Below are 22442 nucleotides of genomic sequence, written 5' to 3' on the forward strand. Positions count from 1 at the left end.
GGCGGCCGAATGCTTCGTCCCGGTATCGTGCAGCCGGCAAGCAGGCCGATCACCGCGATCCCGAGGACGACCCGCCTCATTTCCCGGCTCGGGGAATGACGCAGGTGTAGTTCGAAAGCTGGGCGGGATCTCCCCCGTCCATCTTGGCCTGCAACGTTCCGCCCTCGGCCTTGCACTTGTCGCCGGCCCGGCGCAGTTCGTCGTAGTTCACGATCCCCCGTCCCAGCGAATAGGAGCGGTCCGAGGCCTCGCTCGACGCGCATGCGCCCAGCGAAACCAGGACCAGCCCCGTCAAGGCCAGGGCGGCGGGACGCATCAGCCCGCCACCGGCGAGAAGACGCGCCAACCGGCGACCAGGGCGACCAGCACCAGCGACATCGGCAGGAAGACCTTCCAGCCCAGGCGCATCAGTTGGTCGTAGCGGTAGCGAGGCACGATCGCCTTAGCCATGGCGAACATGAAGAACCAGAAGACGATCTTGGCGTAGAACACCAGGGCCAGGGCCAGCTTGCCCCACCAGCCCCACATCGCCACCAGGTCGATCGGCAGACCCAGATTCCAGCCGCCGAAGAACAGCACGCTGATCATCGCGCACATCAGCACGATGTTCGAATATTCGGCGACCATGAACAGCAGGTACGGGGTCGACGAGTACTCGACCTGGTAACCGGCCACGAGTTCGGATTCGGCTTCCGGAAGGTCGAAGGGCGGGCGGTTCGTCTCGGCCAAGGCCGAGATGTAGAACATGCCCATGGCGATCACCATGACCGGCAGCAGGATGATGTTCTTGAGGCCGCCGCCGCCGAACACGTTCCAGTTCCAGATCCAGCCGGACTGGTTCTCGACGATCGTCGACAGGTTCATCGAGCCGGCCAGCAGGATCACCGTGATGATGATCAGGCCGATCGAGACTTCGTACGACACCATCTGCGCCGCCGAACGCAGCGCGCCCAGGAACGGGTACTTCGAGTTCGAAGCCCAGCCGCCCATGATGATGCCGTAGACGCCCAGCGAGCTCATCGCCAGCAGGTAGAGGATGCCGACGTTCAGGTTGGAGACGACCCAGCCCGGCGCGAACGGCACCACGGCCCAGCCGATGAAGCCCAGGACCAGGCTGATCAGCGGGGCCAGCAGGAAGATCGCCTTGTCGGCGCCAGCCGGGATGACGATTTCCTTCAGCACGAACTTGCCGAAGTCGGCGAAGGACTGCAGCAGGCCGAAGGGGCCGACGACGTTCGGGCCCTTGCGCATCTGGACGCCGGCCCAGATCTTGCGGTCGGCCAGCAGCAGGAAGGCCAGGCTCAGCAGAACCCAGATCACGACCAGCAGGATGCCGCCGAGAGTGAGGCCGAACCAGATAAGCGGGTTGGTCTGAGACACGGCTTACTCCGCGGCGATCTTGGCGGCGGCCGAGACGTTGGCCGCGCACTCGGCCATGGTCACGCTGGCGCGCGCAATGGGGTTGGTCAGGTGGAAGGCCTTCACCGGGCTCTCGAACGGAGCTTCGGAGACGTCCCCTTCCCCACCGACGGCGGCGAGGTCGAACACGGTCGGGACCGAGCCCGGCGCGAAGTCGATCTGGCCGAAGGTGGGGTGATCGGCGAACAGCTTGGCGCGCAGCTGGTCCAGGCTGTCATAGGGCAGCTTGGCGCCCAGCACTTCCGACAGCGCCCGCAGGATCGACCAGTCTTCCTTGGCCTCGCCCTTCGGGAACACGGCGCGCTTGCCCATCTGCACCCGGCCCTCGGTGTTGACGTAGAGGCCGTTCTTTTCGGTGTAGGCCGCGCCCGGCAGGATGACGTCGGCCTTGTGGGCGCCGGCGTCGCCGTGGGTGCCCAGATAGATCTTGAAGGCGTCGCTGGCGGCGGGCTCGCACTCGTCGGCGCCCAGCAGGAACAGCACGTCCAGCGCGCCCGGCTTCAGCATGTCGCGCGCCGAGAGAGCGCCCTCGGCCGGGACGAAGCCCAGATCGAGGCCGGCCACGCGGGCGGCGGCGGTGTGCAGCACGTTCCAGCCGTTCCAGCCCCCTTTTTCATCGCTTGAGGGGCGCACGACCTTGAAGGTCTTGGCGACGCCGGCGGCGGCCTTGAGGATCGCCGCGCCGTCGGCGCGGGCCAGGGCGCCCTGGCCGATGATGATGGCGGGACGCTCGGCGGCCTTCAGGGCGGCGACGAAGTCGTTCTTGGCCTTGGCCAGGCCCGACAGCGTCTTGGCGCCGGCGCCGAGGTAGTCGTAGTCGAACGTCAGATCGGCCTGTTCGCCGATGACGCCGAAGCGGGTCTTGCCGGCGATCCACTGCTTGCGGAAGCGGGCGTTGAGGACCGGAGCCTCGAGGCGCGGGTTGGCGCCCACGAACAGCACGACGTCGGCGTCTTCGATGCCGGCGATGGTCGAGTTGAACAGCCAGCTCTCGCGCGGGCCATTGCCCAGGGCCGTACCGTCCTGGCGGGCGTCGAGGTTCTTCACGCCCAGGGCGGTGAAGAGATCCTTGGTCGCCTTCAGGCTTTCGGCGTCCTGCAGGTCGCCGGCGATGACGCCGATGCGCTCAGGAGCGGTCGCCTTGATCTTGGCGGAGACGGCGGCGAAAGCCTCAGACCACGTGGCCGGCTTCAGCTTGCCGTCGACGCGGACGTACGGGCGGTCGAGGCGCTGGCGCTGCAGGCCGTCGACGGCGTAGCGCGTCTTGTCGCTGATCCACTCTTCGTTGACGTCCTCGTTGACGCGCGGCAGCACGCGCAGGACGGCGTTGGCGCGAGCGTCGACGCGGATCGACGAGCCCAGGGCGTCCTGGACGTCGACGCTTTCGGTCTTCTTCAGTTCCCACGGACGGGCTTCGAAGGCGTAGGGCTTGGAGGTCAGGGCGCCGACCGGGCACAGGTCGATGACGTTGGCCGACAGCTCCGAGGTCACCGCGGCGCCCAGATAGGTCGTGATTTCAACGTCTTCGCCGCGCGAGATCAGGCCGATTTCCGGCGAGCCGGCGACTTCGGTGATGAAGCGGACGCAGCGGGTGCACTGGATGCAGCGCGTCATCACGGTCTTGATGAGCGGGCCCATGGCCTTCTCTTCGACCGCGCGCTTGTTCTCTTCGTAGCGGCTGTCGTCACGGCCGTAGCCGACGGCCTGGTCCTGCAGGTCGCACTCGCCGCCCTGGTCGCAGATCGGGCAGTCCAGCGGGTGGTTGATGAGCAGGAACTCCATCACCCCTTCGCGGGCCTTCTTGACCATCGGAGTCTTGGTGAAGATCTCCTGGCCCTCGGCGGCCGGCAGGGCGCAAGACGCCTGCGGCTTCGGCGGACCGGGCTTAACCTCGACCAGGCACATGCGGCAGTTGCCGGCGATGCTCAGACGCTCGTGATAGCAGAAGCGCGGGATCTCTTCCCCAGCCAGTTCCGCGACCTGCAGAACCGTCATGCCGGGTTCGAACTCGACCTCGACGCCGTTGACCTTGGCGATTGCCATTCTCGTTACTCCGCCGCGATCAGCTTGGCGCCCTGCACGTGCAGGCGACCGCTACGATAGGAAGCGATCCGCTCCTCCACCTCGTGGCGGAAGTGGCGGAACAGACCCTGGATCGGCCAGGCGGCCGCGTCGCCCAGGGCGCAGATGGTGTGACCCTCGACCTGGGTCGTGACGTCCAGCAGGGTGTCGATCTCTTTCGGATCGGCTTCGCCGGTGGCCATGCGTTCCATGACCCGCCACATCCAGCCGGTGCCTTCGCGGCACGGCGTGCACTGGCCGCAGCTCTCGTGCTTGTAGAAGTACGACAGGCGGGCGATGGCGCGGACGAGGTCGGTGGACTTGTCCATGACGATGACGGCGGCGGTGCCCAGGCCCGACTTCAGGTTCCGCAGAGCGTCGAAGTCCATCGGCAGGTCTTCGCACTGCTCGGCGGGGATCATCGGCACCGACGAACCACCCGGGATGACGGCCTTGAGGTTGCCCCAGCCGCCGCGAATGCCGCCGCAGTGGTCTTCCATCAGCTGACGGAAGGGGATGCTCATGGCTTCTTCGACGTTGCAGGGCAGGTTCACGTGGCCCGAGACGCAGAACAGCTTGGTGCCGGCGTTGTTGGGACGGCCAAAGCCCGCGAACCAGGCCGCGCCGCGGCGCAGGATGGTGCCGGCGACGGCGATGCTCTCGACGTTGTTGACCGTGGTCGGCATGCCGTAGAGGCCAGCGCCGGCCGGGAACGGCGGCTTCAGGCGCGGCTGGCCCTTCTTGCCTTCCAGGCTTTCCAGCAGGGCGGTCTCTTCACCGCAGATATAGGCGCCGGCGCCGTGGTGGACGTAGAGGTCGAAGTCCCAGCCGTGGACATTGTCCTTGCCGATGAGCTTGGCCTCGTAGGCCTGCTTGACCGCCGCTTCCAGGCGCTCGCGCTCGAAGACGTATTCGCCGCGGATGTAGATGTAGCAGGCGTGGGCCAGCATGGCGCGCGAGGCGATCAGACAGCCCTCGATCAGGAGGTGCGGATCGTGCCGCATGATCTCCCGGTCCTTGCAGGTGCCCGGCTCGGACTCGTCGGCGTTGACCACCAGGTAGTGCGGACGGCCGTCCTTCACTTCCTTGGGCATGAAGGACCACTTCAGACCGGTCGAGAAACCAGCCCCGCCCCGGCCTCGCAGACCGGAGTTCTTCATGTTCTCGATGATCCAGTCGCGACCGGCGTCAAGAATGTCCTTGGTGCCGTTCCAGCAACCGCGCGCCTTCGCACCTTCCAGACCCCAGTCCTGGAGCCCGTAAAGGTTGGTGAAGATGCGATCCTTGTCTTCGAGGATACCGACCATGACTCTAGCTTTGCGGATCGAATGGATGGGTGCGGACATAGCGCGTCCGCCGGACGATGACATAGGCGAAAAGCAGCCAACCGGCGCCGATCACCAAAAGACCTGTGGGCGCCGCCCAGGCCGGAGCCCCAGGGACCTCCCGGCCCCAGATCAGCAGCAGGACGCCGGCCAGGCAGGCCACGAAACCCAGGACCCGCTCCTTGCGGTAGAGCCCCTTGATCGTGGCCAGATAGGCCGCCCGCCTGGCGGAAAGGTCGTCGCTCAAGGCGCCCTCCCCGCTTGCGGCTCGGCTCCAGCCTCGGCGGCGGCTTCAGGCTTGGTGGCCTTCATCCAGCCGAGGATGAACCAGATCTGGGCGCCCAGCCCGACCACGACGGCCAGGATGAACACCGGCAGCAGCCACCAGACGTGGAAGGCCACGTGGCCGACGATCGCCGCGCCGGCCAGCAGGAAGCACACGACGTCGATGGCGAGCATCGTCGTGAGGCGCTTCTTCTGATGGACGGCGACGTCGGTCATCAGGCGGCGGGCTCCGCCTTGGTCTTCTTGGGCTTCTCGGGCAGGTTCGGGATCTTGATCTTCTTGGCCGCCGAGCCGTCGTACAGCTTCGGATCGGTCAGGGTCTGGATCTTTTCCTTCGGCTCCGAGGACTTGCGGCCCTCGTAGCTGCCCGGCTGCGGGGCCTTGCCCGCGGCGAAGTCGTCGAGGATCTGGGCCAGGCTCTCCGGCGTCAGGTCTTCGTAGTAGTAGTCGTTGATGGCCGCCATCGGGGCGTTGCAGCAGGCGCCGAGGCACTCGACCTCTTCCCAGCTGAACTTGCCGTCGGCCGACACGGTGTGGGCCGGGCCGATCTTCTTCTCCAGCACCGACTTCAGGTCGAGCGCGCCGCGCAGCTGGCACGGCGTGGTGCCGCACAGCTGGACGAAGGCGGTCTTGCCGACCGGGGCCAGCTGGAACATCACGTAGAAGGTGGCGACTTCCAGCACGCGGATGACCGGCATCTCGAGCTGCTTGGCGATCTCCTGGATCGCCGGCTCGGAAATCCAGCCTTCCTGCTTCTGGGCCAGCCACAGCATCGGGATCACCGCCGACTGCTTGCGGGCGGCGGGATACTTGGCCTTCCACCAGTCGGCCTTGGCCTGGCTGTCCTTCGAGAAGGCGAAGCTGGCGGGCTGCTCTTTGGCGAGACGACGAACGCTCATCGTGCGAAATCCACGCGGACGATCTTGTCGCCCTTGAAGGTGTAGATGGCGGCGACCTGGAAGGGCGCGTCGCCGTTGCCGCGGTCGACGTGCTCGTGATCGATCACGTTCGAGCCGACCACGATGCGGTTCAGGAGCTCGGCCTTGTTCTTGGGGAACTCGGCGAAGGTCTTGGCGTAGAAGGCGCGGTAGGCCTCGATGCCCGTGCGCGCGACTTCGCCGTTCAGGCCGGCCACGACCACGTCGTCCGAGAAGTGGGCGCAGTGGGCGTCCAGATCCTGGGCGTTGTAGGCGTCGAGCTGAGCCTGGGCGATGCTCTCGAGGCTCATCGATCGACCTCGCCGAACACGATGTCGAGCGAGCCCAGGATGGCCGAAACGTCGGCCAGCTGGTGGCCGCGGTTCATCCAGTCCATGGCCGCCAGGTGCGAGAAGCCCGGAGCCTTGATCTTGCAGCGGTACGGCTTGTTGGTGCCGTTGCTGACCACGTAGACGCCGAACTCGCCCTTGGGGGCTTCGACGGCCGCGTAGACCTCGCCTTCCGGCGTCTTGAAGCCCTCGGTGTAGAGCTTGAAGTGGTGGATCAGGGCTTCCATCGAGCGCTTCATCTCGGCGCGACGCGGCGGGCTGACCTTGTTGTCCTCGGTCAGCACCGGACCCGGCGTGCCGCGCAGCATGGCGACGGCCTGCAGGATGATCTTGGTGCTCTCGCGCATCTCCTGCATGCGGCAGAGATAGCGATCATAGCAGTCGCCGTTCTTGCCGAGCGGGATGTCGAACTCGAACTCGTTGTAGTTCTCGTACGGCTGGTTGCGGCGCAGGTCCCAGGCGATGCCCGAACCACGCACCATCACGCCCGAGAAGCCCCAGGCCCACGCGTCTTCCTTGCTCACGACGCCGATGTCGACGTTGCGCTGCTTGAAGATGCGGTTGTCGGTGATCAGGCCCTCGATGTCGTCGCAGATCTTCGGGAAGGCCTTGGCCCAGCTCTCGATGTCGTCGATCAGCGAGGGGGTGAGGTCCTGGTGGACGCCGCCCGGACGGAAGTAGTTGGCGTGCAGGCGAGCGCCGCAGGCGCGCTCGTAGAACACCATCAGCTTCTCGCGCTCCTCGAAGCCCCAGAGCGGCGGCGTCAGGGCGCCGACGTCCATGGCCTGGGTCGTCACGTTCAGCAGGTGGTTCAGGACGCGGCCGATCTCGCAGAACAGCACGCGGATGACCTGGCCGCGCTTGGGCACTTCAACGCCCAGCAGCTTTTCGATGGCCAGGCAGAACGCATGCTCCTGGTTCATCGGCGCCACGTAGTCGAGGCGGTCGAAGTACGGGATGTTCTGCAGATAGGTGCGCGCTTCCATCAGCTTCTCGGTGCCGCGGTGCAGCAGGCCGATGTGCGGATCGACGCGCTCGACGATTTCACCGTCGAGTTCGAGCACCAGACGCAGCACGCCGTGCGCGGCAGGGTGCTGGGGGCCGAAGTTGATGTTGAACTTGCGGACCGGGGTCTCCGGGATCACCGGAACCGTCGGTTCGTCGCGGAAGAAGTCGGTCGCCGCGGCGGGCGCGTTCGTGCCAGTCATGACTTAAGCCTTTTCCGCCTTCTCGTCGCCCGGCAGAGCGTACTTCGCCCCTTCCCACGGAGACAGGAAGTCGAAGGCGCGGAACTCGGTGATCTTCACGGGTTCGTAGACGACGCGCTTGAGCTCGTCGTCGTAGCGGACCTCGACATAGCCGGTCATCGGGAAGTCTTTCCGCAGCGGGTGGCCGTGGAAACCGTAGTCCGTCAGGATCCGGCGCAGGTCCGGGTGGCCTTCGAAGAACACGCCGTACATGTCGAACGCCTCGCGCTCGAACCAGTCGGCGACCGGGAACACCGGCGTGGCGCTCGGCACCGGGGTGTCTTCGTCGGTCTGCACCTTCACGCGGACGCGGACGTTCTTCACCATCGACAGCAGGTGGTAGACCACGTCGAAACGCGCGGCGCGCTCGGGGTAGTCGACTGCCGTCAGGTCCACCAGCTGGTGGAAGCGGTAGTCGGGGTGATCACGCAGATAGGTCAGCAGCTCGACCACGCGGTTCGTCGAACCGAGCAGGTTCAGCTCGCCGAACGCGACGTTGTACGAGGCGATGGCCCCGGCCGAGTTGGCGACGATCGCCTGGCCGAGGGCTTCGAGGTCTTGGCTCATCGCTCGATGGTCCCCGTGCGACGGATCTTCTTCTGGAGCTGCAGCACGCCGTAGACGAGCGCTTCGGCCGTGGGCGGGCAGCCCGGCACGTAGATGTCGATCGGCACGACGCGGTCGCAGCCGCGCACGACGCTGTAGCTATAATAGTAGTAGCCGCCGCCATTGGCGCAGCTGCCCATCGAGATGACGTAGCGGGGCTCGGGCATCTGGTCGTAGACCTTGCGCAGAGCCGGAGCCATCTTGTTGGTCAGCGTGCCGGCGACGATCATCACGTCCGACTGACGCGGACTGGCGCGCGGCGCGAAGCCGTAGCGCTCCAGGTCGTAGCGCGGCATGGCCGAGTGCATCATCTCGACGGCGCAGCACGCCAGGCCGAACGTCATCCACATCAGCGAGCCGGTGCGCGCCCAGGTGATCAGGTCGTCGGCGGCCGCGGTGATGAAGCCCTTGTCGGCCAGCTGCTGCGACACGCCGTCGAAGAAGGCGTCGTGCAGCTTGGGGTCATAGCCCTGCACCGTCGAGCGGCCAGCGGCGCCAGCCGCCGGAAGCGGCGAGCTGTTGGCGGGAACGATCACTCCCATTCGAGGGCGCCCTTCTTCCATTCGTAGATAAAGCCGACAGTCAGAACGCCGAGGAAGCTCATCATCGACCAGAAGGCGAAGACCGAGGCTTCATGCGGAAGCTTCAGCAGGGTCACCGCCCACGGGAACAGGAAAGCCACTTCGAGGTCGAAGATGATGAAGAGGATCGAGACCAGGTAGAACCGGACGTCGAACTTCATGCGCGCGTCGTCGAAGGCGTTGAAGCCGCATTCGTATGCGGACAGCTTTTCCGGGTCCGGCGCCTTGGGCGCGAGCACGGCGGCAGCCAGCATGAAGACGATGCCGATAACCGCCGCGATCCCGAGGAAGATCACGATCGGCAGGTACTGGAGAAGGAAGGCGTTCATGACAGCCCTTGGCTTGAATCGGCCGCGTTGTAGCCCAGTGTCTTCCAGGCTTCAAACGCCCCGGGCACATTGAGAAACGATCGCAACTTCTGGCCATCCACAGGTTCGGCGACATGGCCGTTGACACGAGTCTTCGCCCGACATATCAGACGCCCCTCGCCGCACGGCGGGTCGCACTTTCGCTTCGGCGGACGGTAATGCGGATGTAGCTCAGTTGGTTAGAGCGCCGGCCTGTCACGCCGGAGGTCGCGGGTTCGAGCCCCGTCATTCGCGCCACCTTCTCCTAGAAGGTCGCGATCCGAGGTAAAAGCGAGCGCTTCGTAGGGTTTTACGACCTTACGCGACGCGGATGTAGCTCAGTTGGTTAGAGCGCCGGCCTGTCACGCCGGAGGTCGCGGGTTCGAGCCCCGTCATTCGCGCCACTTTTCCCCTCCCCCATTTTTTGAACTGCCCAGACAAGCGCCTCATGCTGCTGCTTGTACGCGCGTTCGCGACATCGACTGCGACAAATTGTGTCCGCGGACGGTTGTTACCGAGCGGTCGCATCCCGATCTAGCGGGCATGACTCAGCCCGCCGATATCCCGCTTTCCGTCCTGGATCTGTCGCCGGTTCCTCAAGGAACATCGGTCAGTAAAGCCTTGGCCAATACTTTGGACCTCGCGCGTCATGCCGAGTCTCTAGGTTTCCACAGGTTTTGGCTGGCCGAGCACCACAACATGCCCGGGATCGCCAGCGCCGCTACAACCGTGGTGATCGGTCACGTGGCCGCCGGAACCTCGAAGATTCGAGTCGGGTCGGGAGGAATCATGCTGCCGAACCACGCGCCGCTGATGGTCGCCGAGGCTTTCGGCACGCTGGCGGCCCTGCATCCGGGCAGAATCGATCTGGGTCTGGGCCGCGCGCCGGGCACCGACCAGGCCACCATGCGGGCGCTTCGCCGCTACATGGGCGGGGTCGACCGCTTCGCCGAGGACGTCGTCGAGCTGCAGCAGTGGTTCAAGCCGGCCTCGGAAGACCAGTCGGTGCGCGCCGTTCCGGGTGAAGGACAGGACGTGCCGATGTGGCTGCTGGGCTCCAGCACCTATGGCGCGCAGCTGGCCGCGGCGCTGGGCCTGCCCTACGCCTTCGCCGCCCACTTCGCGCCGGACCAGTTGATGGAGGCGATCGAGGTCTATCGCCGGGGCTTCCGGCCGTCCGAACAGCTGGACAAGCCCTACTTCATGATCTGCATCGGGGTGTGCGCGGCCGACACCGACGAGGAGGCGCGTCGCCTGTTCACCTCGACCCAGCAGCAGTTCCTGGCCCTGCGCCGCGGCCGCCCCGGCCTGCTGCCGCCGCCCGTAGATGACATTACCGCCATCGCTGCGCCGCACGAACTGGCTGGCCTGGATCATACGTTCCGTTATTCGGCGATCGGCTCGCCGCAAACCGTCGCCGCCAAGGTCAAGGCCGTGATCGCCGCCACCGGAGCCGATGAGGTGATGGCCGCCTCGCAAATCTTCGACCACGCCGCGCGGCTGCGCAGCTACGAGATCCTGGCAGGCCTGCGCAGCGAACTGCGCCAGGCCGCCTGACGCTTTGCTAGTGCGAGGCGGCGACTTCCGCCGCTTCGCCGACGAACGCCCGCGAGCCGGTGAGGCGTCCGTAGATTCCGGTTAGGCGCTCGAATACGGGCGTCCAACCGTGCCGGGCCTCGGCCCGCTGGCGCGCGGCGCGACCCAGGGCGGAGACGTCGCGGGCGAACAGCGCCTCGACCGCCTCGGCGAAAACCCCGCCTTCCGAGGCGGACGCCAGCATGCCGACGGCTTCATCGACGCTTTCGGCCACGCCGCCGGCGTCGATGCCGACCACCGGCAGGCCGCAGGCCATGGCCTCCAGCACGATCAGGCCGAAGGGCTCGTTGTCGTTGGCGTGCACGAAGGCGTCGCAGCCGGCCAGGATGGCGGCCAGGGCTTCGGGATCGCGCTGGTAGTCCATCGAGATGACGCGGTCGCTGGGCCGCGCGCCCGCCCCGGCCCCGACCAGCAGCAGAACATAGGGCTCGCCCAGCTTCTCGACGGCGTCGACCAGCACGTCGAGCTTCTTTTCGCGCGCCGGGCGGCCGGCGAAGACGAGAATGCGATGGCGATCGGTCAGGCCAAGGCGCCGGCGCAGGGCCGCGCGGTCGCCGCGCGCCGGATGGAAGGTGTCGACATCGACGCCCAGCGGCAGGCCGATGGCGTCTCGAACCCCCGCTTCGACGAGACGGCCGGCGATGAAGTGGCTGGGGGCCACGACCTGGTCGAACTGGCGATAGATCGCCGCCCAACGCTTCTGGACCGGCTTTTCGGCCCACTCGCCGATATGCAGCGCCGCCAGGGCGCCGAGATCGGTGTGGCAGAATCCGACGACCGGCACGCCCATGGCGTCGCCCGCCTTCAGCGCCGCCAGACCGGGCGTATAGGGGTCGCCCGCCTCGATGATGTCGGGCCGTTGGCGAATCAGCCGCTCCATCCAGCTGGTCTTGCCGATGGGCCAGCGGTAGCCGTCGCCGAACGGCAGGGGCGCGGCGTAGATCGACACGCGGCCGTGGCCGTCATGGGCGTCGCGCGGCCCGGGCACGACCAGGGTGTGGCGCACGCTCGGGCGATTGGCGGCCAGCCAGGCGCGTTTGGCGTTGAGATATCGGCGCACGCCGCCGCTGCGCGGCGCGTAAAGCATTGTCGTGTCGATCAAACGGGCGGGCCGACCTGAGGCGGATCGAATCTGCGGCGCGCCGGCTTCGGGGCTCGGCGGGGAAGTGGGCAGAAGATCGATCACGCCGTACCTCGCTGTTGCAGCGGGGCCGTCTTACGCGGCCGCCAAGCGATTAAGGTGCTCAGCGACGGGAGGTTCCCCCGAAGCTTGGCCGCTGTCCAGCGGCTCGCCGCGCCACCCTACGTCGTGCCCGCGCCAGGCGCAAAAACATCTGATACGAGACCGTTCGCTAGGTTGCGTAGGGGGGCGAGGATCATGGCGCGGTTTCTGTTCACGACCTGGGAGGGCGGCGGTCACGTCCAGCCGCTGCTGATGGTCGCCGCCGACCTCGCCGCGCGCGGCCACGAGGTGCTAGCGATCAGCGATCCGGCCAACGCCGCCGACGCAGCGGCGCTGTCCGTGCCGTTCCGCGCCTGGACGACCGCGCCGTTCCAGACCGGCAAGACCCGCGATGACGACCGGCTGCGCGACTTCGAGGCCGACAATCCCATGGCGGTGATCGAGCGCCTGCTCGACCGGGTGATGACCGGCCCGGCCGCGTCTTACGCCCGCGACGTGCTTAAGGCGTTGGACGATTTCCCCGCCGACGTGGTGGTTAGCCAGGAGTTGCTGCTCGGCGCGATGGTCGCCGCCCAGACGCGGGGAACCAAGATCGCCCTGCTGGCCGCCAATGTCTGGTCGCTGCCGAACCTTGCCGGCGCGCCGCCGTTCGGGGCCGGCATGGCTCCGGCGGCCGACGACCAGGAGCGGGCCATGCATGCGATGGTCGCCCAGATGGCGCGCGGCCTGTTCCAGTCGGGCCTGCCGGCGCTGAACGCCGCTCGGGCCGAGCACGGCCTGCCTGAACTGTCCGACCTCTTCGCGCAGTACGAGGCCGCCGACGCGATCCTGCTGGCGACCAGCCCGGCCTTCGACTTCGCGCCCGATCCCCTGCCCGCTCCGTTCGCCCATGTCGGCCCGTACCTGGCCGATCCGGCCTGGGTGGAGACCGTCGAACTTCCGCAGGGCGAGGCGCCCCTGGTGCTGGTGTCGTTCTCAAGCCTTTATCAGGCGCAGGAAGCGACGCTTCGCAACGTGCTGGCCGCTCTGGCCGCCCTGCCCGTCCGCGCCCTGGTCACGACCGGCCCGACCTTGGATCCGGCTGAGTTCGAGGCCCCGGCCAATGTGAAGGTCGTTCGCAGCGCCCCGCACGGCGCCCTGCTGAAGAACGCCGCCGCCTTCGTGACCCACGCCGGCCACGGCTCGACCCTGCGGCCGCTGATGGCAGGCGTACCGCTGCTGTGCCTGCCCATGGGTCGCGACCAGAACGACAACGCCATGCGCGCCGCCCACCGGGGCGCGGCGATCACCCTGGCGCCGGACGCCTCGCCGGAGAAGATCGGCCAGGCCCTGACGCGGCTGCTGGATGAGCCGGCCTGGCGCGAGGCGGCCAAGGTTCTGGGCGATCAGATCGCCGCCGACGCCAAGGGCCGCGGCGCCGCCCAGGCGCTGGAGGCCTTGCTCTGAGGCTCACCAGTCGTCGCGGCCGTTGAGATGGTTCACCGGCAGGGGCGACAGGTCGAAGCCTTCGAGCAGGCGAGCGTTGATGGCGACCCGGGGACTGTCGTAGTCGGCCTGGCCGCTGCTGAAGTCTGGAAACTGGCTGTAGGTCCCGCAGCCGCAGACGCCGCAGTGATGGTGCGTGCCCATGTAGTCGCCCCACTGGTAGGTCGCGACCCGGTCGCGGGCGGTCAGCAGCCTGAAGGCGGCGAGCGGGTAGTAGGCGACCAGATTGCCGCGCTTTGAGCAGAACGAGCAGTTGCAGTCGGCGAGCTCGGTCGGCTCGGTCTCGACCTGGAACTGGACGGCGCCGCAGTGGCAGCTTCCCTTGACGGGCATGACGATCTCCCTTTTCGGCGTCGGAACGCCTGGGAGACTGCCGAAGATCGCTGACAGTTCGTGTCAGCAGTCCCTGGTGGGCGGTGAGGGGATCGAACCCCCGACCCTCTCGGTGTAAACGAGACGCTCTACCGCTGAGCTAACCGCCCGCTCGGGAATGGAGCGCGCTTCTAGCCGCCGAATGGCGGTCTGGGAAGCACGCATGAAAAAGGGCGGGACGCCGTTGGAACGCCCCGCCCCTTTGAAGACCGAAAACGGGATTAGCCGTTCAGGGTGGTCTTCAGGCCTTCACCGACCTGGAAGCGGGCGGTCTTGGAGGCCGGACGCTCGACGGTTTCACCGGTGCGCGGGTTGCGCGCGGTGCCCGCGGCGCGGGTCACGGCCTTGAAGGTGCCGAAGCCCACCAGACGCACGTCCGAGCCCGACTTCAGCGAAGCGGTGACGGTGTCGATGAAAGCTTCCAGGGCGTCCTTCGCCTGGTTCTTGTTGATGCCCGCCTTTTCGGCGATCGCCGTGACGAGTTCGGCTTTTGTGGTCATTTTTATCTCCCAGCCAATAAGCGGCGGCGCTGCAACAGCTTACGCCGCTTCGCTCGCCGGGAAGTATGCGGGGAACGCTTGCCCCGTCAAACGAAGGCGGCGCGGAAAATTCCCGCGCCGCCCCAGTTATCAACAATAAGTTACTGTTAGTGCGTGAGAACCGCGTCGTCTCCGGCTTCATCGCCCTTCGCGGGGCTCGCCAGAGGCTCCTCCGATTCGCTCCACTCGACCGGAGTCAGGGGTCCGGTGAGGGCGTGCTTGAGCACTTCGTCGACCGTCGAGACCGGAATGATCTCGAGACCGGCCTTCACCGATTGCGGCACGTCGACGAGATCCTTCTCGTTTTCCTGCGGGATCAGCACCGTCTTCACGCCCGAACGCAGGGCCGCCAGCAGCTTCTCCTTGAGGCCGCCGATGGCGGTCACCCGGCCGCGCAGGGTGATCTCGCCGGTCATGGCGATGTCCTTGCGGATCGGGATGCCGGTCAGCACCGAGACCATGGCCAGAGCCATGGCGATACCGGCCGACGGACCGTCCTTGGGCGTGGCGCCGTCCGGCACGTGCACGTGGACGTCGGTCTTCTCGAAGATCGGCGGCTTGATGCCGAACGCGGTCGCCCGCGAGCGGACGTAGCTGTTGGCCGCCGAGATCGACTCCTTCATCACTTCCTTGAGGTTGCCGGTGACCGTCATGCGGCCCTTGCCCGGCATCTTCACGGCTTCGATCGTGAGAATGTCGCCGCCGAATTCCGTCCAGGCCAGACCGGTGACGATGCCGACCTGGTCGACTTCGTCGGTCTCGCCGTAGCGGTACTTCTTGACCCCGGCGTACTTGGCCAGACGCTCGTCGTCGATCGTGATCGAGGTGACCTTTTCGCGCGACAGGTCACGCACCGTCTTGCGAGCCAGGGCGCCCAGTTCCCGCTCCAGCGACCGCACGCCGGCTTCCCGGGTGTAGTAGCGGATCAGGTCGCGGATCGCCTTTTCCGGGACGATGAACTCGCTGTCCTTCAGGCCGTGATCCTTGGCCAGCTTGGGCAGGACGTGGCGCTTGGCGATCTCCAGCTTCTCATCCTCGGTGTAGCCGGGGATGCGGATGATCTCCATGCGGTCCAGCAGCGGCTGGGGCATGTTCAGGCTGTTGGCCGTGGTGACGAACATCACCTGGCTCAGGTCGTAGTCGACCTCCAGATAGTGGTCGCCGAAGGTCGAGTTCTGCGACGGATCCAGAACTTCCAGCAGGGCCGAGGCCGGATCGCCGCGATAGTCGCTGCCCATCTTGTCGATTTCGTCGAGCAGGACGAAGGCGTTGGTGGTCTTGGCCTTCTTCATCGACTGGACGACCTTGCCGGGCATCGAGCCGATATAGGTGCGGCGGTGACCGCGGATCTCGGCCTCGTCGCGCACGCCGCCGAGGCTCATGCGCACGAATTCGCGACCCGTCGCCTTGGCGATCGACTTGCCCAGCGAGGTCTTGCCGACGCCCGGAGGACCGACGAGGCACAGGATCGGGCCCTTCAGGGAGTTGGTCCGGGCCTGCACGGCCAGGTACTCCAGGATCCGCTCCTTGACCTTGTCCAGACCGTAGTGGTCGGCGTCGAGGATCTCCTCGCTCTCGCCCAGATCGATCTTCTTGGTCTTGGCCTTGCCCCACGGGATCGACAGCAGCCAGTCCAGATAGTTGCGGACCACCGTGCTCTCGGCCGACATCGGGCTCATGTTGCGCAGCTTCTTCAGCTCGCCCTCGGCCTTGGCCCGGGCTTCCTTCGAAAGCTTGGTCTTCTTGATGCGCTTCTCGAGCTCGATCAGCTCGTCGCGCTGATCGTCGGGGTCGCCCAGCTCGCGCTGGATCGCCTTCATCTGCTCGTTCAGATAATATTCGCGCTGGGTCTTCTCCATCTGGCGCTTCACGCGCGAGCGGATCTTCTTCTCGACCTGCAGCACCGAGATCTCGCCTTCCATGAGGGCGAAGACCTTCTCCAGGCGCTTGGTGACGTCGAAGATTTCCAGCAGGTGCTGCTTGTCGCCGATCTTCACCGACAGGTGGGCGGCGATGCTGTCGGCCAGCTTGCCCGGCTCGGCGATCTGCGGGATCGACGCCAGGGCCTCGGGCGGCACCTTCTTGTTCAGTTTGACGTAGTTCTCGAACTGCTCGACGACGGCGCGCGACAGGGCCTCGGCCTCAGGGCCCGCGCCCTGGTCTTCGCTGACTTCGCCGACCTGGGCCTCGTAATAGGCCTCCTGCTCGGTGAAGCGCACGACGGCGGCGCGGCCCTTGCCCTCGACCAGCACCTTGACGGTGCCGTCGGGCAGTTTCAGCAGTTGCAGCACGGTGGCCAGCACGCCGACTTCGTAGATGTCGGCCGGGGCCGGATCATCGTCGGCGCTGTTCTTTTGGGTGACGAGCAGGATCTGCTTGTCGCCGCGCATCACTTCCTCGAGGGCGCGGACGGATTTGTCGCGCCCAACGAACAGCGGCACCACCATGTGCGGGAACACAACGATATCCCGCAGGGGCAACACAGGAAGCGTACGGATCTCAGACATGTTTTCACTCCCGGCCGGCGCGCGAAACTCGCGCCTTGCCACGCGGACCGCCGTCACTTCAGACGATGCGCCTGAGTCGTACGGTCCGTCCGCCCGGGACTGGGCGGATGGTCGTTATTTATGTGGACCTTTTGCGACGCGGTTCAAGCGTGCTCGCCCGCCAGCGGCGACGAGTCGCGCATTGGTGGTGACGCTGGATATTTCGGTCGCGCGGCGGGCTGAGCCATGGCGATTTCGGCCGCTTGGCCGTTGACGCAGCGGCATATCGTTTCTTCGCTGCGGTGCGAGAGAACGTGATCCTTCTCCCCTTGCGGGAGAAGGTGGCGGCCGAAGGCCGTCGGATGAGGGGTCTCTCAGATGGGAGACGCCCCGCCCGGCCTGAGCGCTGCACGCGGCTTTGAATTCTGAGAGACCCCTCACCCGACCTCCTTCGGAGGCCACCCTCTCCCGCAAGGGGAGAGGGACACGGGTATGCGATCTCCCGCGCGAAGGCGCGTTAGGTCGGGGAGGCGCGGAGCGGCCGGGCGGAGCCCGGAGACCGTGATGTGTTTTAGCGTTTCGGCTTCGTCTGACCGCTCCGCCACATCGTAGGCTCGAAGGACCGGGGGCGCGGGTGCTTTTTCAACCCTGGACCCGGTTGTCCCTCGGACGGGCAGGACCAATAGCTCCGCGGTGATCCGGCGGCGCCTCGGCTGATCCTGTTAGGCCGGTTTGAAACGATCCCGGCCCTGTCGACCCGCTTGTCTCGTCACGGAACGGCTTGACGGCCCAATCACGCCTTCTGAGCGATCCTGCAAACCCGCCCTTCCCATGACGCCCCAAGCGGCCCCGCTCGATGCGATCCACAGCCGCTAACTCGGGCCGGTACCAAGAGCCCTCCCCATGGCTGGGATGGGGATGATTATGGGGGTGGTTTGAGACCCCGGGGATAAGTTGGGGTTATAAAGTTGTAGGGCGTTGAGTTCGCTGGACTCTTTTCCGCATTTGCCGTGTGAGCAGCGTGCGTAAGGCCGCCTCAACTCCGTAAAATCCCCGCGAAAGCGGGGACCCAGGTGTTTTATCGTCGAGCGCCGAGCGTTTCAGAAAAAGCCTGGGTCCCCGCTTTCGCGGGGATTTTACGGGGAGAGGGATCAGGCCCCGCGCCCGGCCTGACCGGTGCACGCAGCTTTCAGTTTTGAGAGACCCCTCACCCGACCCTGCTCCGCAGGGCCACCCTCTCCCGCAAGGGGAGAGGGATCAGGCCCCGAGCCCAGTCTCGCCCCCTCCACCACTTCGTGGCCCCCCTCCCCCGTTGCACGGGGGAGGAATAAAAAACGGCGGGCTCTTTCGAGCCCGCCGTTCTCATCTCTCAAGCGATGCAGCCAGGCCTCAGGCCGAGGCCGCTCCGCCCTTCTTTTCGGCGTAGATCAGCAGCGGCTGAGCGCGGCCTTCGACGACCTCGGCGTTGACCACCACTTCCTCGACGCCCTCGTAGTTGGGCAGTTCGAACATGGTCTCCAGCAGGATGCCTTCCATGATCGAGCGCAGACCGCGGGCGCCGGTCTTGCGGGCGATGGCCTTCTTGGCGACGCCGTGCAGGGCGTCCTCGGTGAAGGTCAGGCCGATGTTCTCCATCTCGAACAGGCGCTGGTACTGCTTGACGAAGGCGTTCTTCGGCTCGGTCAGGATCTTCACCAGGGCGGCCTCGTCGAGGTCTTCCAGGGTGGCGATCACCGGCAGACGGCCGATGAATTCCGGGATCAGGCCGAAGCGCTGCAGGTCGTCGGGCTCGACGCCGCGCAGGATCTCGCCGGTGCGGCGGTCTTCCGGATCGGCGACCTTGGCGCCGAAGCCGATCGACTTGGCCGAACCGCGGGCCGAGATGATGCGCTCGAGGCCCGCGAAGGCCCCGCCGCAGATGAACAGGATGTTCGTCGTGTCGACCTGCAGGAACTCCTGCTGCGGATGCTTGCGCCCGCCCTGCGGCGGCACGGAGGCGACGGTGCCTTCCATGATCTTCAGCAGGGCCTGCTGCACGCCTTCGCCCGACACGTCGCGGGTGATCGACGGGTTGTCGGACTTGCGGCTGATCTTGTCGATTTCGTCGATGTAGACGATGCCGCGCTGGGCGCGCTCGACATTGTAGTCGGCGGCCTGGAGCAGCTTCAGCACGATGTTCTCGACGTCTTCGCCGACGTAACCGGCTTCGGTCAGCGTCGTGGCGTCGGCCATGGTGAACGGCACGTCGATGATTCGGGCCAGGGTCTGGGCCAGCAGGGTCTTACCCGTGCCGGTCGGACCGACCAGAAGGATGTTCGACTTGGCCAGTTCGACGTCGTTGTTCTTCGAAGCGTGGTTCAGGCGCTTGTAGTGATTGTGCACCGCGACCGCGAGCACCTTCTTGGCGTGACCTTGCCCGATCACGTAGTCGTCCAGGACCTCGCAGATCTCGCGCGGCGTCGGAACGCCATCCTTGGACTTCACGAAGGCGATCTTGTGCTCTTCACGGATGATATCCATGCAAAGCTCGACGCATTCATCGCAGATGAACACGGTAGGTCCGGCGATGAGCTTGCGCACTTCATGTTGGCTCTTTCCGCAGAAAGAACAGTACAGGGTGCTCTTGGCGTCGCCGCTGGCGGCTTTCGTCATGGTCGCTTCTCACGCTAGGGCGTTGACGGCGAAAGCCGCTACCGCCGACCCCCGCGCGTATCCCGCCACCGAAGCAACAGGATACCGAACGGGAGTTGTCTAATCCTTGACATTCCCCGATCCGAACGCGCGGCACAAGCCTTGGAGCCCGTTTCCGGCGCCAAGTTCGTGGATGTTTCGCGTCTGATCATGGGATTCCATCCCTAGATGGGACGACTGTAGGCCAAAGCAAGCGCCAGACGGGGTGTGGAACATCGACGCAGGCTCTAAGCTTTTCGAACACAGCCGGAATCGTGCTGCAAGCGGCGCCGTTAAAAGGAGTTCGCCCGAGGGGCGGAGACGAAATGGCCGAGACCCAAGAAACGGCGCCGGGCGCGTCGCACGACGCTCACGCCCCGACCCACACCGAAGCCAGCCCGCCGCTGGTGGCCTTCGACTTCGACGGCACCCTGACGGTGCGCGACAGCTTCACGGCCTTCCTGAAGTGGCGGGTCAGCGGCGGCCGCTGGACGATCGGCATGATCCGCCTGGCGCCGGCCGCCCTCTCCTATCTGTTCCATCGCGACCGAGGCCGCATCAAGGCCGCCGCCATCCGCGAATTCCTCAAGGGCGTGCCGCAGGAGCGGCTGGAAGCCCAGGCCCGCAAGTTCGCCGAAGGCCATGCGCAGAGCCTATTCCGTCCCGACGCCCTGGCGGTGTGGCGGCGCTGGCGGGCGCAGGGCGCCAGGATGGTCATCGTCACCGCCTCGCCCGACCTGGTGGTGGCCCCGTTCGCGCGCGGCATCGGCGCCGACCTGCTGATCGGCACCAGGCTGGCCTTCGACCTCAACGGCAAGGTGGTCGGCTCCCTCCAGGGACCCAACTGCCGGGGTCCGGAGAAGGTGGTGCGCCTGCGCGAGACCTTCGGCGAGAACATGAAGCTGGCCGCCGCCTACGGCGACACCTCCGGCGACACCGAGATGCTGGCCATCGCCCAGGAGCGCGGCTACCGGATTTTCAAGGGCAAGCCGGTTTAGGGCCAAGACCCTAGCCCTTCATATCCCGTCATTCCCGCCCTTGTGGCGGGAACCCCTCTGTCAGCCGCAAGTGCAGATGGGGCGGATCGCTGGCGATCCGCTGGTGATTCACGTGCGAACGGAACCAGGGTTTCCCGCCACAAGGGCGGGAATGACGGGAGGTTATGGGCCAGGTTAGGTCCGGTTGCCCCTTCCGCTACTCCACCCCCGCACCCGCCTGGGCGAAGCCCGCCGGGACCTGGGTGGTGCTGACCGACAGGCTGCCGATCACCGAATAGGCCTGGTCGAAGACCGCGCGCTGGTTGGCGTCGAGCGACTTGTAGAGCCGCCCCATGGCCTTTACCCGCCGCTGCTCGAAGGCCAGTTGCTCGCGCTGCAGGACGAGGCCGGCCTTGGCCTGGGCGAGCGGGGTCTCGTCCTCGGGCGCGACGACGGCCAAAACGAGCCCCGAGGGCTTGGCGTTCGAGGCCAGGATGAAGTCGCGCCAGCGGCCCTGCTGGGCGGGGGTCAGGGAGAGGTTCTGCCGCAGGGTCGCCAGGCCCGCCGTGACGCCGTCCTGCAGCAGGCGGTCGGAGACGATCTGCTGCACCTGCTCCGGACTGACCGCCAGCCGCATGGTGGCGACGCCGTGCTGGGGCGTCGGATCGGAAAGACCCTGGGCGTGGGCGGCGGCGCCCGCCAGGCTCAGGAAGGCCGCGCAGGCCGAAAGCAGCGAAAGGCGGCGGAGGGTCATGGCCGGGCTCCGGAGAGAAAGGATCGTCATGCGATCCTTGTCGCCGCCCTGCCCGGCCGATCTGGGGCCTGTTTGTTTCGTCTTTCCCCGCGCCCTGGCCCAACTCGGCCATAAACGCCCCGCGTTCGACGGTGAACGCTACAGGAAGCGCTGGAGGAGATTGGCCGGCTTCAGGTTCACCTTGCCGGCCGAGGCCTTGCAGATGTAGCTGCCGCCAGCGGTCTTGCCGAACTTCTTCCAGCCGGCCCGATGATAGATGCGCTTGTTCTGGGCCCAGACGACCTCGTCGCCCTTGCATCCGGCCTGGGCGCGCTGGACGGTCGAGAACTCGGTGATCAGCGCGTCGCCGCCGGGGGCCTGCGGACACCACATCGTGCACTGCGCCGCGGCCGCCCCGGCTACGAGAACGCCGGCCAGCAGCGCCGCCGACGCCACAGCGGCCGACACAGTCCTTGCCTGATTTCGCATGGTGATCCTCCCCCTCCGGCAAGATCATAGGTTGAGGCCGAAACCCACGCAACGCGCACGAAAAAGCCGCCGACCTCGCGGCCGGCGGCTTCGTCTTCAGATCGTCAGCTGGCTTTAGGCGCCGGCTTCCGAGCTTTCGCGGTTCTCGTGGATCTGGTCGATCAGACCCCAGGCCTTGGCTTCCTCGGCGCTCATGAAGTTGTCGCGGTCCAGATCGCGCTCGACCTCGTCATAGGTGCGGCCGCAGTGCTTGACGTAGATTTCGTTCAGGCGGCGCTTGGTCTTGGAGATGTCCTCGGCGTGACGGACGATGTCCGAGGCCTGGCCGCGGAAGCCGCCCGACGGCTGGTGCACCATGATGCGGGCGTTTGGCAGGGCGACGCGCTGGCCGGCGGCGCCGGCGCAGAGCAGCAGGCTGCCCATCGAGGCGGCCATGCCCATGCACACGGTGGTCACCGGGCTCTTGATGTATTGCATGGTGTCGTAGATCGCGAGGCCCGACGTCACCACGCCGCCCGGCGAGTTGATGTACATGGCGATTTCCTTCTTGGGGTTCTCCGACTCCAGGAAGAGCAGCTGGGCGCAGATCAGCGAGGCCATGCCGTCCTCGACGGGGCCCGTGAGGAAGATGATCCGCTCCTTCAGAAGGCGCGAGAAGATGTCGAAGGCGCGTTCGCCGCGGCTGGTCTGCTCGACCACCATGGGAACCAGGTTCATCGCCGTCTCGACCGGATCGTACATCATGTGGGGTTCGCCCTTCTCAGAATGTCCTTG

23 protein-coding genes and 3 tRNA genes are annotated in these 22442 nt (G+C 66.4%); 5 read left to right on the top strand and 21 right to left on the bottom strand.

Annotated elements, in window-relative coordinates:
• Positions 1-76: 76 nt before the first annotated feature.
• From AC2YHT_RS06580 to AC2YHT_RS06635, 12 genes are read right to left on the bottom strand one after another with little or no spacing between them, the layout of a single operon-like run.
• Positions 77-316 carry a hypothetical protein gene (locus AC2YHT_RS06580; RefSeq protein ID WP_110117766.1) on the bottom strand — a complete coding sequence of 80 codons (240 nt, stop codon included), beginning with the start codon at positions 314-316 and terminating at the stop codon, positions 77-79.
• A complete protein-coding gene (gene nuoH / locus AC2YHT_RS06585; RefSeq protein WP_110117765.1) occupies positions 316-1380 on the bottom strand; it encodes an NADH-quinone oxidoreductase subunit NuoH in 1065 nt (354 codons plus the stop codon). Before nuoH ends, AC2YHT_RS06580 begins: the two co-directional genes overlap by 1 nt.
• A gap of 3 nt (positions 1381-1383) precedes the next feature.
• Entirely contained in the window at positions 1384-3462 is a 2079-nt protein-coding gene (gene nuoG / locus AC2YHT_RS06590) for an NADH-quinone oxidoreductase subunit NuoG (RefSeq protein ID WP_487288777.1), read from the bottom strand.
• Between the two features lie 5 nt (positions 3463-3467).
• Positions 3468-4787 (bottom strand): NADH-quinone oxidoreductase subunit NuoF, encoded by a 1320-nt coding sequence (nuoF, locus tag AC2YHT_RS06595; protein ID WP_110117763.1) that lies wholly within the window; start codon positions 4785-4787, stop codon positions 3468-3470.
• Between the two features lie 4 nt (positions 4788-4791).
• Positions 4792-5052, bottom strand: coding sequence for a hypothetical protein (locus AC2YHT_RS06600; RefSeq protein WP_487288778.1), 261 nt, complete (start codon positions 5050-5052; stop codon positions 4792-4794).
• The gene (locus AC2YHT_RS06605; RefSeq protein ID WP_487288779.1) at positions 5049-5306 is read right to left on the bottom strand and encodes a hypothetical protein; all 258 of its coding nucleotides are present in this window, start codon (positions 5304-5306) and stop codon (positions 5049-5051) included. The genes AC2YHT_RS06600 and AC2YHT_RS06605 overlap by 4 nt, the downstream gene beginning before the upstream one ends.
• Entirely contained in the window at positions 5306-5989 is a 684-nt protein-coding gene (gene nuoE, locus AC2YHT_RS06610) for an NADH-quinone oxidoreductase subunit NuoE (protein WP_110117760.1), read from the bottom strand. The genes AC2YHT_RS06605 and nuoE overlap by 1 nt, the downstream gene beginning before the upstream one ends.
• Positions 5986-6318 (bottom strand): nuclear transport factor 2 family protein, encoded by a 333-nt coding sequence (locus tag AC2YHT_RS06615; RefSeq protein ID WP_110117759.1) that lies wholly within the window; start codon positions 6316-6318, stop codon positions 5986-5988. The genes nuoE and AC2YHT_RS06615 overlap by 4 nt, the downstream gene beginning before the upstream one ends.
• On the bottom strand, positions 6315-7565 hold the full coding sequence (locus AC2YHT_RS06620) for an NADH-quinone oxidoreductase subunit D (RefSeq protein ID WP_487288780.1): 1251 nt from the start codon (positions 7563-7565) through the stop codon (positions 6315-6317). Before AC2YHT_RS06620 ends, AC2YHT_RS06615 begins: the two co-directional genes overlap by 4 nt.
• Before the next feature lie 3 nt (positions 7566-7568).
• Positions 7569-8171, bottom strand: a complete 603-nt coding sequence (locus tag AC2YHT_RS06625) for an NADH-quinone oxidoreductase subunit C (protein ID WP_110117757.1) — start codon at positions 8169-8171, stop codon at positions 7569-7571.
• Positions 8168-8773 (bottom strand): NuoB/complex I 20 kDa subunit family protein, encoded by a 606-nt coding sequence (locus AC2YHT_RS06630; protein WP_110117756.1) that lies wholly within the window; start codon positions 8771-8773, stop codon positions 8168-8170. Before AC2YHT_RS06630 ends, AC2YHT_RS06625 begins: the two co-directional genes overlap by 4 nt.
• Positions 8743-9120 (bottom strand): NADH-quinone oxidoreductase subunit A, encoded by a 378-nt coding sequence (locus AC2YHT_RS06635; protein ID WP_110117755.1) that lies wholly within the window; start codon positions 9118-9120, stop codon positions 8743-8745. Before AC2YHT_RS06635 ends, AC2YHT_RS06630 begins: the two co-directional genes overlap by 31 nt.
• Positions 9121-9319: 199 nt before the next feature.
• Between AC2YHT_RS06635 and AC2YHT_RS06640 the strand changes: the two genes are divergently transcribed.
• The 3 genes from AC2YHT_RS06640 (at position 9320) to AC2YHT_RS06650 (ending at position 10695) form a co-directional block, all read left to right on the top strand.
• Positions 9320-9396: transfer RNA gene (locus tag AC2YHT_RS06640), tRNA-Asp, on the top strand.
• A gap of 69 nt (positions 9397-9465) precedes the next feature.
• A tRNA-Asp gene (locus tag AC2YHT_RS06645) sits at positions 9466-9542 on the top strand.
• A gap of 139 nt (positions 9543-9681) precedes the next feature.
• Positions 9682-10695, top strand: coding sequence for an LLM class flavin-dependent oxidoreductase (locus AC2YHT_RS06650; protein ID WP_487288781.1), 1014 nt, complete (start codon positions 9682-9684; stop codon positions 10693-10695).
• 7 nt (positions 10696-10702) lie between these two features.
• Here the strand turns inward: AC2YHT_RS06650 and AC2YHT_RS06655 are convergent, their stop codons facing one another.
• Positions 10703-11866: a glycosyltransferase family 4 protein gene (locus AC2YHT_RS06655; protein WP_487288843.1), complete on the bottom strand. Its 1164-nt coding sequence runs from the start codon at positions 11864-11866 to the stop codon at positions 10703-10705.
• 246 nt (positions 11867-12112) lie between these two features.
• Between AC2YHT_RS06655 and AC2YHT_RS06660 the strand changes: the two genes are divergently transcribed.
• A complete protein-coding gene (locus tag AC2YHT_RS06660; protein WP_487288782.1) occupies positions 12113-13363 on the top strand; it encodes a nucleotide disphospho-sugar-binding domain-containing protein in 1251 nt (416 codons plus the stop codon).
• A gap of 3 nt (positions 13364-13366) precedes the next feature.
• On the opposite strand, the gene AC2YHT_RS06665 is transcribed toward AC2YHT_RS06660, so the two are convergent.
• From AC2YHT_RS06665 to clpX, 5 genes are all read right to left on the bottom strand, one after another.
• A complete protein-coding gene (locus AC2YHT_RS06665; protein WP_487288783.1) occupies positions 13367-13735 on the bottom strand; it encodes a GFA family protein in 369 nt (122 codons plus the stop codon).
• 74 nt (positions 13736-13809) lie between these two features.
• Positions 13810-13884: transfer RNA gene (locus AC2YHT_RS06670), tRNA-Val, on the bottom strand.
• A gap of 111 nt (positions 13885-13995) precedes the next feature.
• On the bottom strand, positions 13996-14274 hold the full coding sequence (locus AC2YHT_RS06675) for an HU family DNA-binding protein (RefSeq protein WP_110117750.1): 279 nt from the start codon (positions 14272-14274) through the stop codon (positions 13996-13998).
• 146 nt (positions 14275-14420) lie between these two features.
• A complete protein-coding gene (gene lon, locus AC2YHT_RS06680; RefSeq protein ID WP_487288784.1) occupies positions 14421-16820 on the bottom strand; it encodes an endopeptidase La in 2400 nt (799 codons plus the stop codon).
• A 1368-nt stretch (positions 16821-18188) separates the two neighbouring features.
• Entirely contained in the window at positions 18189-19451 is a 1263-nt protein-coding gene (clpX, locus tag AC2YHT_RS06685) for an ATP-dependent Clp protease ATP-binding subunit ClpX (protein ID WP_058350342.1), read from the bottom strand.
• A 344-nt stretch (positions 19452-19795) separates the two neighbouring features.
• On the opposite strand from clpX, the gene AC2YHT_RS06690 reads away from it, so the two are divergent.
• A complete protein-coding gene (locus AC2YHT_RS06690) occupies positions 19796-20467 on the top strand; it encodes an HAD-IB family hydrolase (protein WP_487288786.1) in 672 nt (223 codons plus the stop codon).
• Positions 20468-20663: 196 nt separating this feature from the next.
• Here the strand turns inward: AC2YHT_RS06690 and AC2YHT_RS06695 are convergent, their stop codons facing one another.
• From AC2YHT_RS06695 to AC2YHT_RS06705, 3 genes are all read right to left on the bottom strand, one after another.
• Positions 20664-21200 carry a Spy/CpxP family protein refolding chaperone gene (locus AC2YHT_RS06695; protein WP_487288787.1) on the bottom strand — a complete coding sequence of 179 codons (537 nt, stop codon included), beginning with the start codon at positions 21198-21200 and terminating at the stop codon, positions 20664-20666.
• 138 nt (positions 21201-21338) lie between these two features.
• Positions 21339-21668, bottom strand: a complete 330-nt coding sequence (locus AC2YHT_RS06700) for a hypothetical protein (RefSeq protein WP_487288788.1) — start codon at positions 21666-21668, stop codon at positions 21339-21341.
• Positions 21669-21782: 114 nt separating this feature from the next.
• Entirely contained in the window at positions 21783-22412 is a 630-nt protein-coding gene (locus AC2YHT_RS06705; protein ID WP_110121833.1) for an ATP-dependent Clp protease proteolytic subunit, read from the bottom strand.
• Positions 22413-22442: the final 30 nt, after the last annotated feature.

This window comes from Caulobacter sp. SRI_008, from assembly GCF_057586355.1.

Excerpts from the sequence above, each read along its gene's own strand:
- AC2YHT_RS06700 (WP_487288788.1), bottom strand. The coding sequence starts at position 21,668 with ATGCGAAATCAGGCAAGGACTGTGTCGGCCGCTGTGGCGTCGGCGGCG.
- AC2YHT_RS06675 (WP_110117750.1), bottom strand. The coding sequence starts at position 14,274 with ATGACCACAAAAGCCGAACTCGTCACGGCGATCGCCGAAAAGGCGGGC.
- lon (WP_487288784.1), bottom strand. The coding sequence starts at position 16,820 with ATGTCTGAGATCCGTACGCTTCCTGTGTTGCCCCTGCGGGATATCGTT.
- AC2YHT_RS06605 (WP_487288779.1), bottom strand. The coding sequence starts at position 5,306 with ATGACCGACGTCGCCGTCCATCAGAAGAAGCGCCTCACGACGATGCTC.
- AC2YHT_RS06650 (WP_487288781.1), top strand. The coding sequence starts at position 9,682 with ATGACTCAGCCCGCCGATATCCCGCTTTCCGTCCTGGATCTGTCGCCG.
- AC2YHT_RS06665 (WP_487288783.1), bottom strand. The coding sequence starts at position 13,735 with ATGCCCGTCAAGGGAAGCTGCCACTGCGGCGCCGTCCAGTTCCAGGTC.
- AC2YHT_RS06660 (WP_487288782.1), top strand. The coding sequence starts at position 12,113 with ATGGCGCGGTTTCTGTTCACGACCTGGGAGGGCGGCGGTCACGTCCAG.
- AC2YHT_RS06615 (WP_110117759.1), bottom strand. The coding sequence starts at position 6,318 with ATGAGCCTCGAGAGCATCGCCCAGGCTCAGCTCGACGCCTACAACGCC.
- AC2YHT_RS06690 (WP_487288786.1), top strand. The coding sequence starts at position 19,796 with ATGGCCGAGACCCAAGAAACGGCGCCGGGCGCGTCGCACGACGCTCAC.
- AC2YHT_RS06705 (WP_110121833.1), bottom strand. The coding sequence starts at position 22,412 with ATGATGTACGATCCGGTCGAGACGGCGATGAACCTGGTTCCCATGGTG.
- clpX (WP_058350342.1), bottom strand. The coding sequence starts at position 19,451 with ATGACGAAAGCCGCCAGCGGCGACGCCAAGAGCACCCTGTACTGTTCT.
- AC2YHT_RS06580 (WP_110117766.1), bottom strand. The coding sequence starts at position 316 with ATGCGTCCCGCCGCCCTGGCCTTGACGGGGCTGGTCCTGGTTTCGCTG.
- AC2YHT_RS06625 (WP_110117757.1), bottom strand. The coding sequence starts at position 8,171 with ATGAGCCAAGACCTCGAAGCCCTCGGCCAGGCGATCGTCGCCAACTCG.
- AC2YHT_RS06620 (WP_487288780.1), bottom strand. The coding sequence starts at position 7,565 with ATGACTGGCACGAACGCGCCCGCCGCGGCGACCGACTTCTTCCGCGAC.
- AC2YHT_RS06635 (WP_110117755.1), bottom strand. The coding sequence starts at position 9,120 with ATGAACGCCTTCCTTCTCCAGTACCTGCCGATCGTGATCTTCCTCGGG.
- nuoE (WP_110117760.1), bottom strand. The coding sequence starts at position 5,989 with ATGAGCGTTCGTCGTCTCGCCAAAGAGCAGCCCGCCAGCTTCGCCTTC.
- nuoG (WP_487288777.1), bottom strand. The coding sequence starts at position 3,462 with ATGGCAATCGCCAAGGTCAACGGCGTCGAGGTCGAGTTCGAACCCGGC.
- nuoF (WP_110117763.1), bottom strand. The coding sequence starts at position 4,787 with ATGGTCGGTATCCTCGAAGACAAGGATCGCATCTTCACCAACCTTTAC.
- AC2YHT_RS06695 (WP_487288787.1), bottom strand. The coding sequence starts at position 21,200 with ATGACCCTCCGCCGCCTTTCGCTGCTTTCGGCCTGCGCGGCCTTCCTG.
- AC2YHT_RS06630 (WP_110117756.1), bottom strand. The coding sequence starts at position 8,773 with ATGGAAGAAGGGCGCCCTCGAATGGGAGTGATCGTTCCCGCCAACAGC.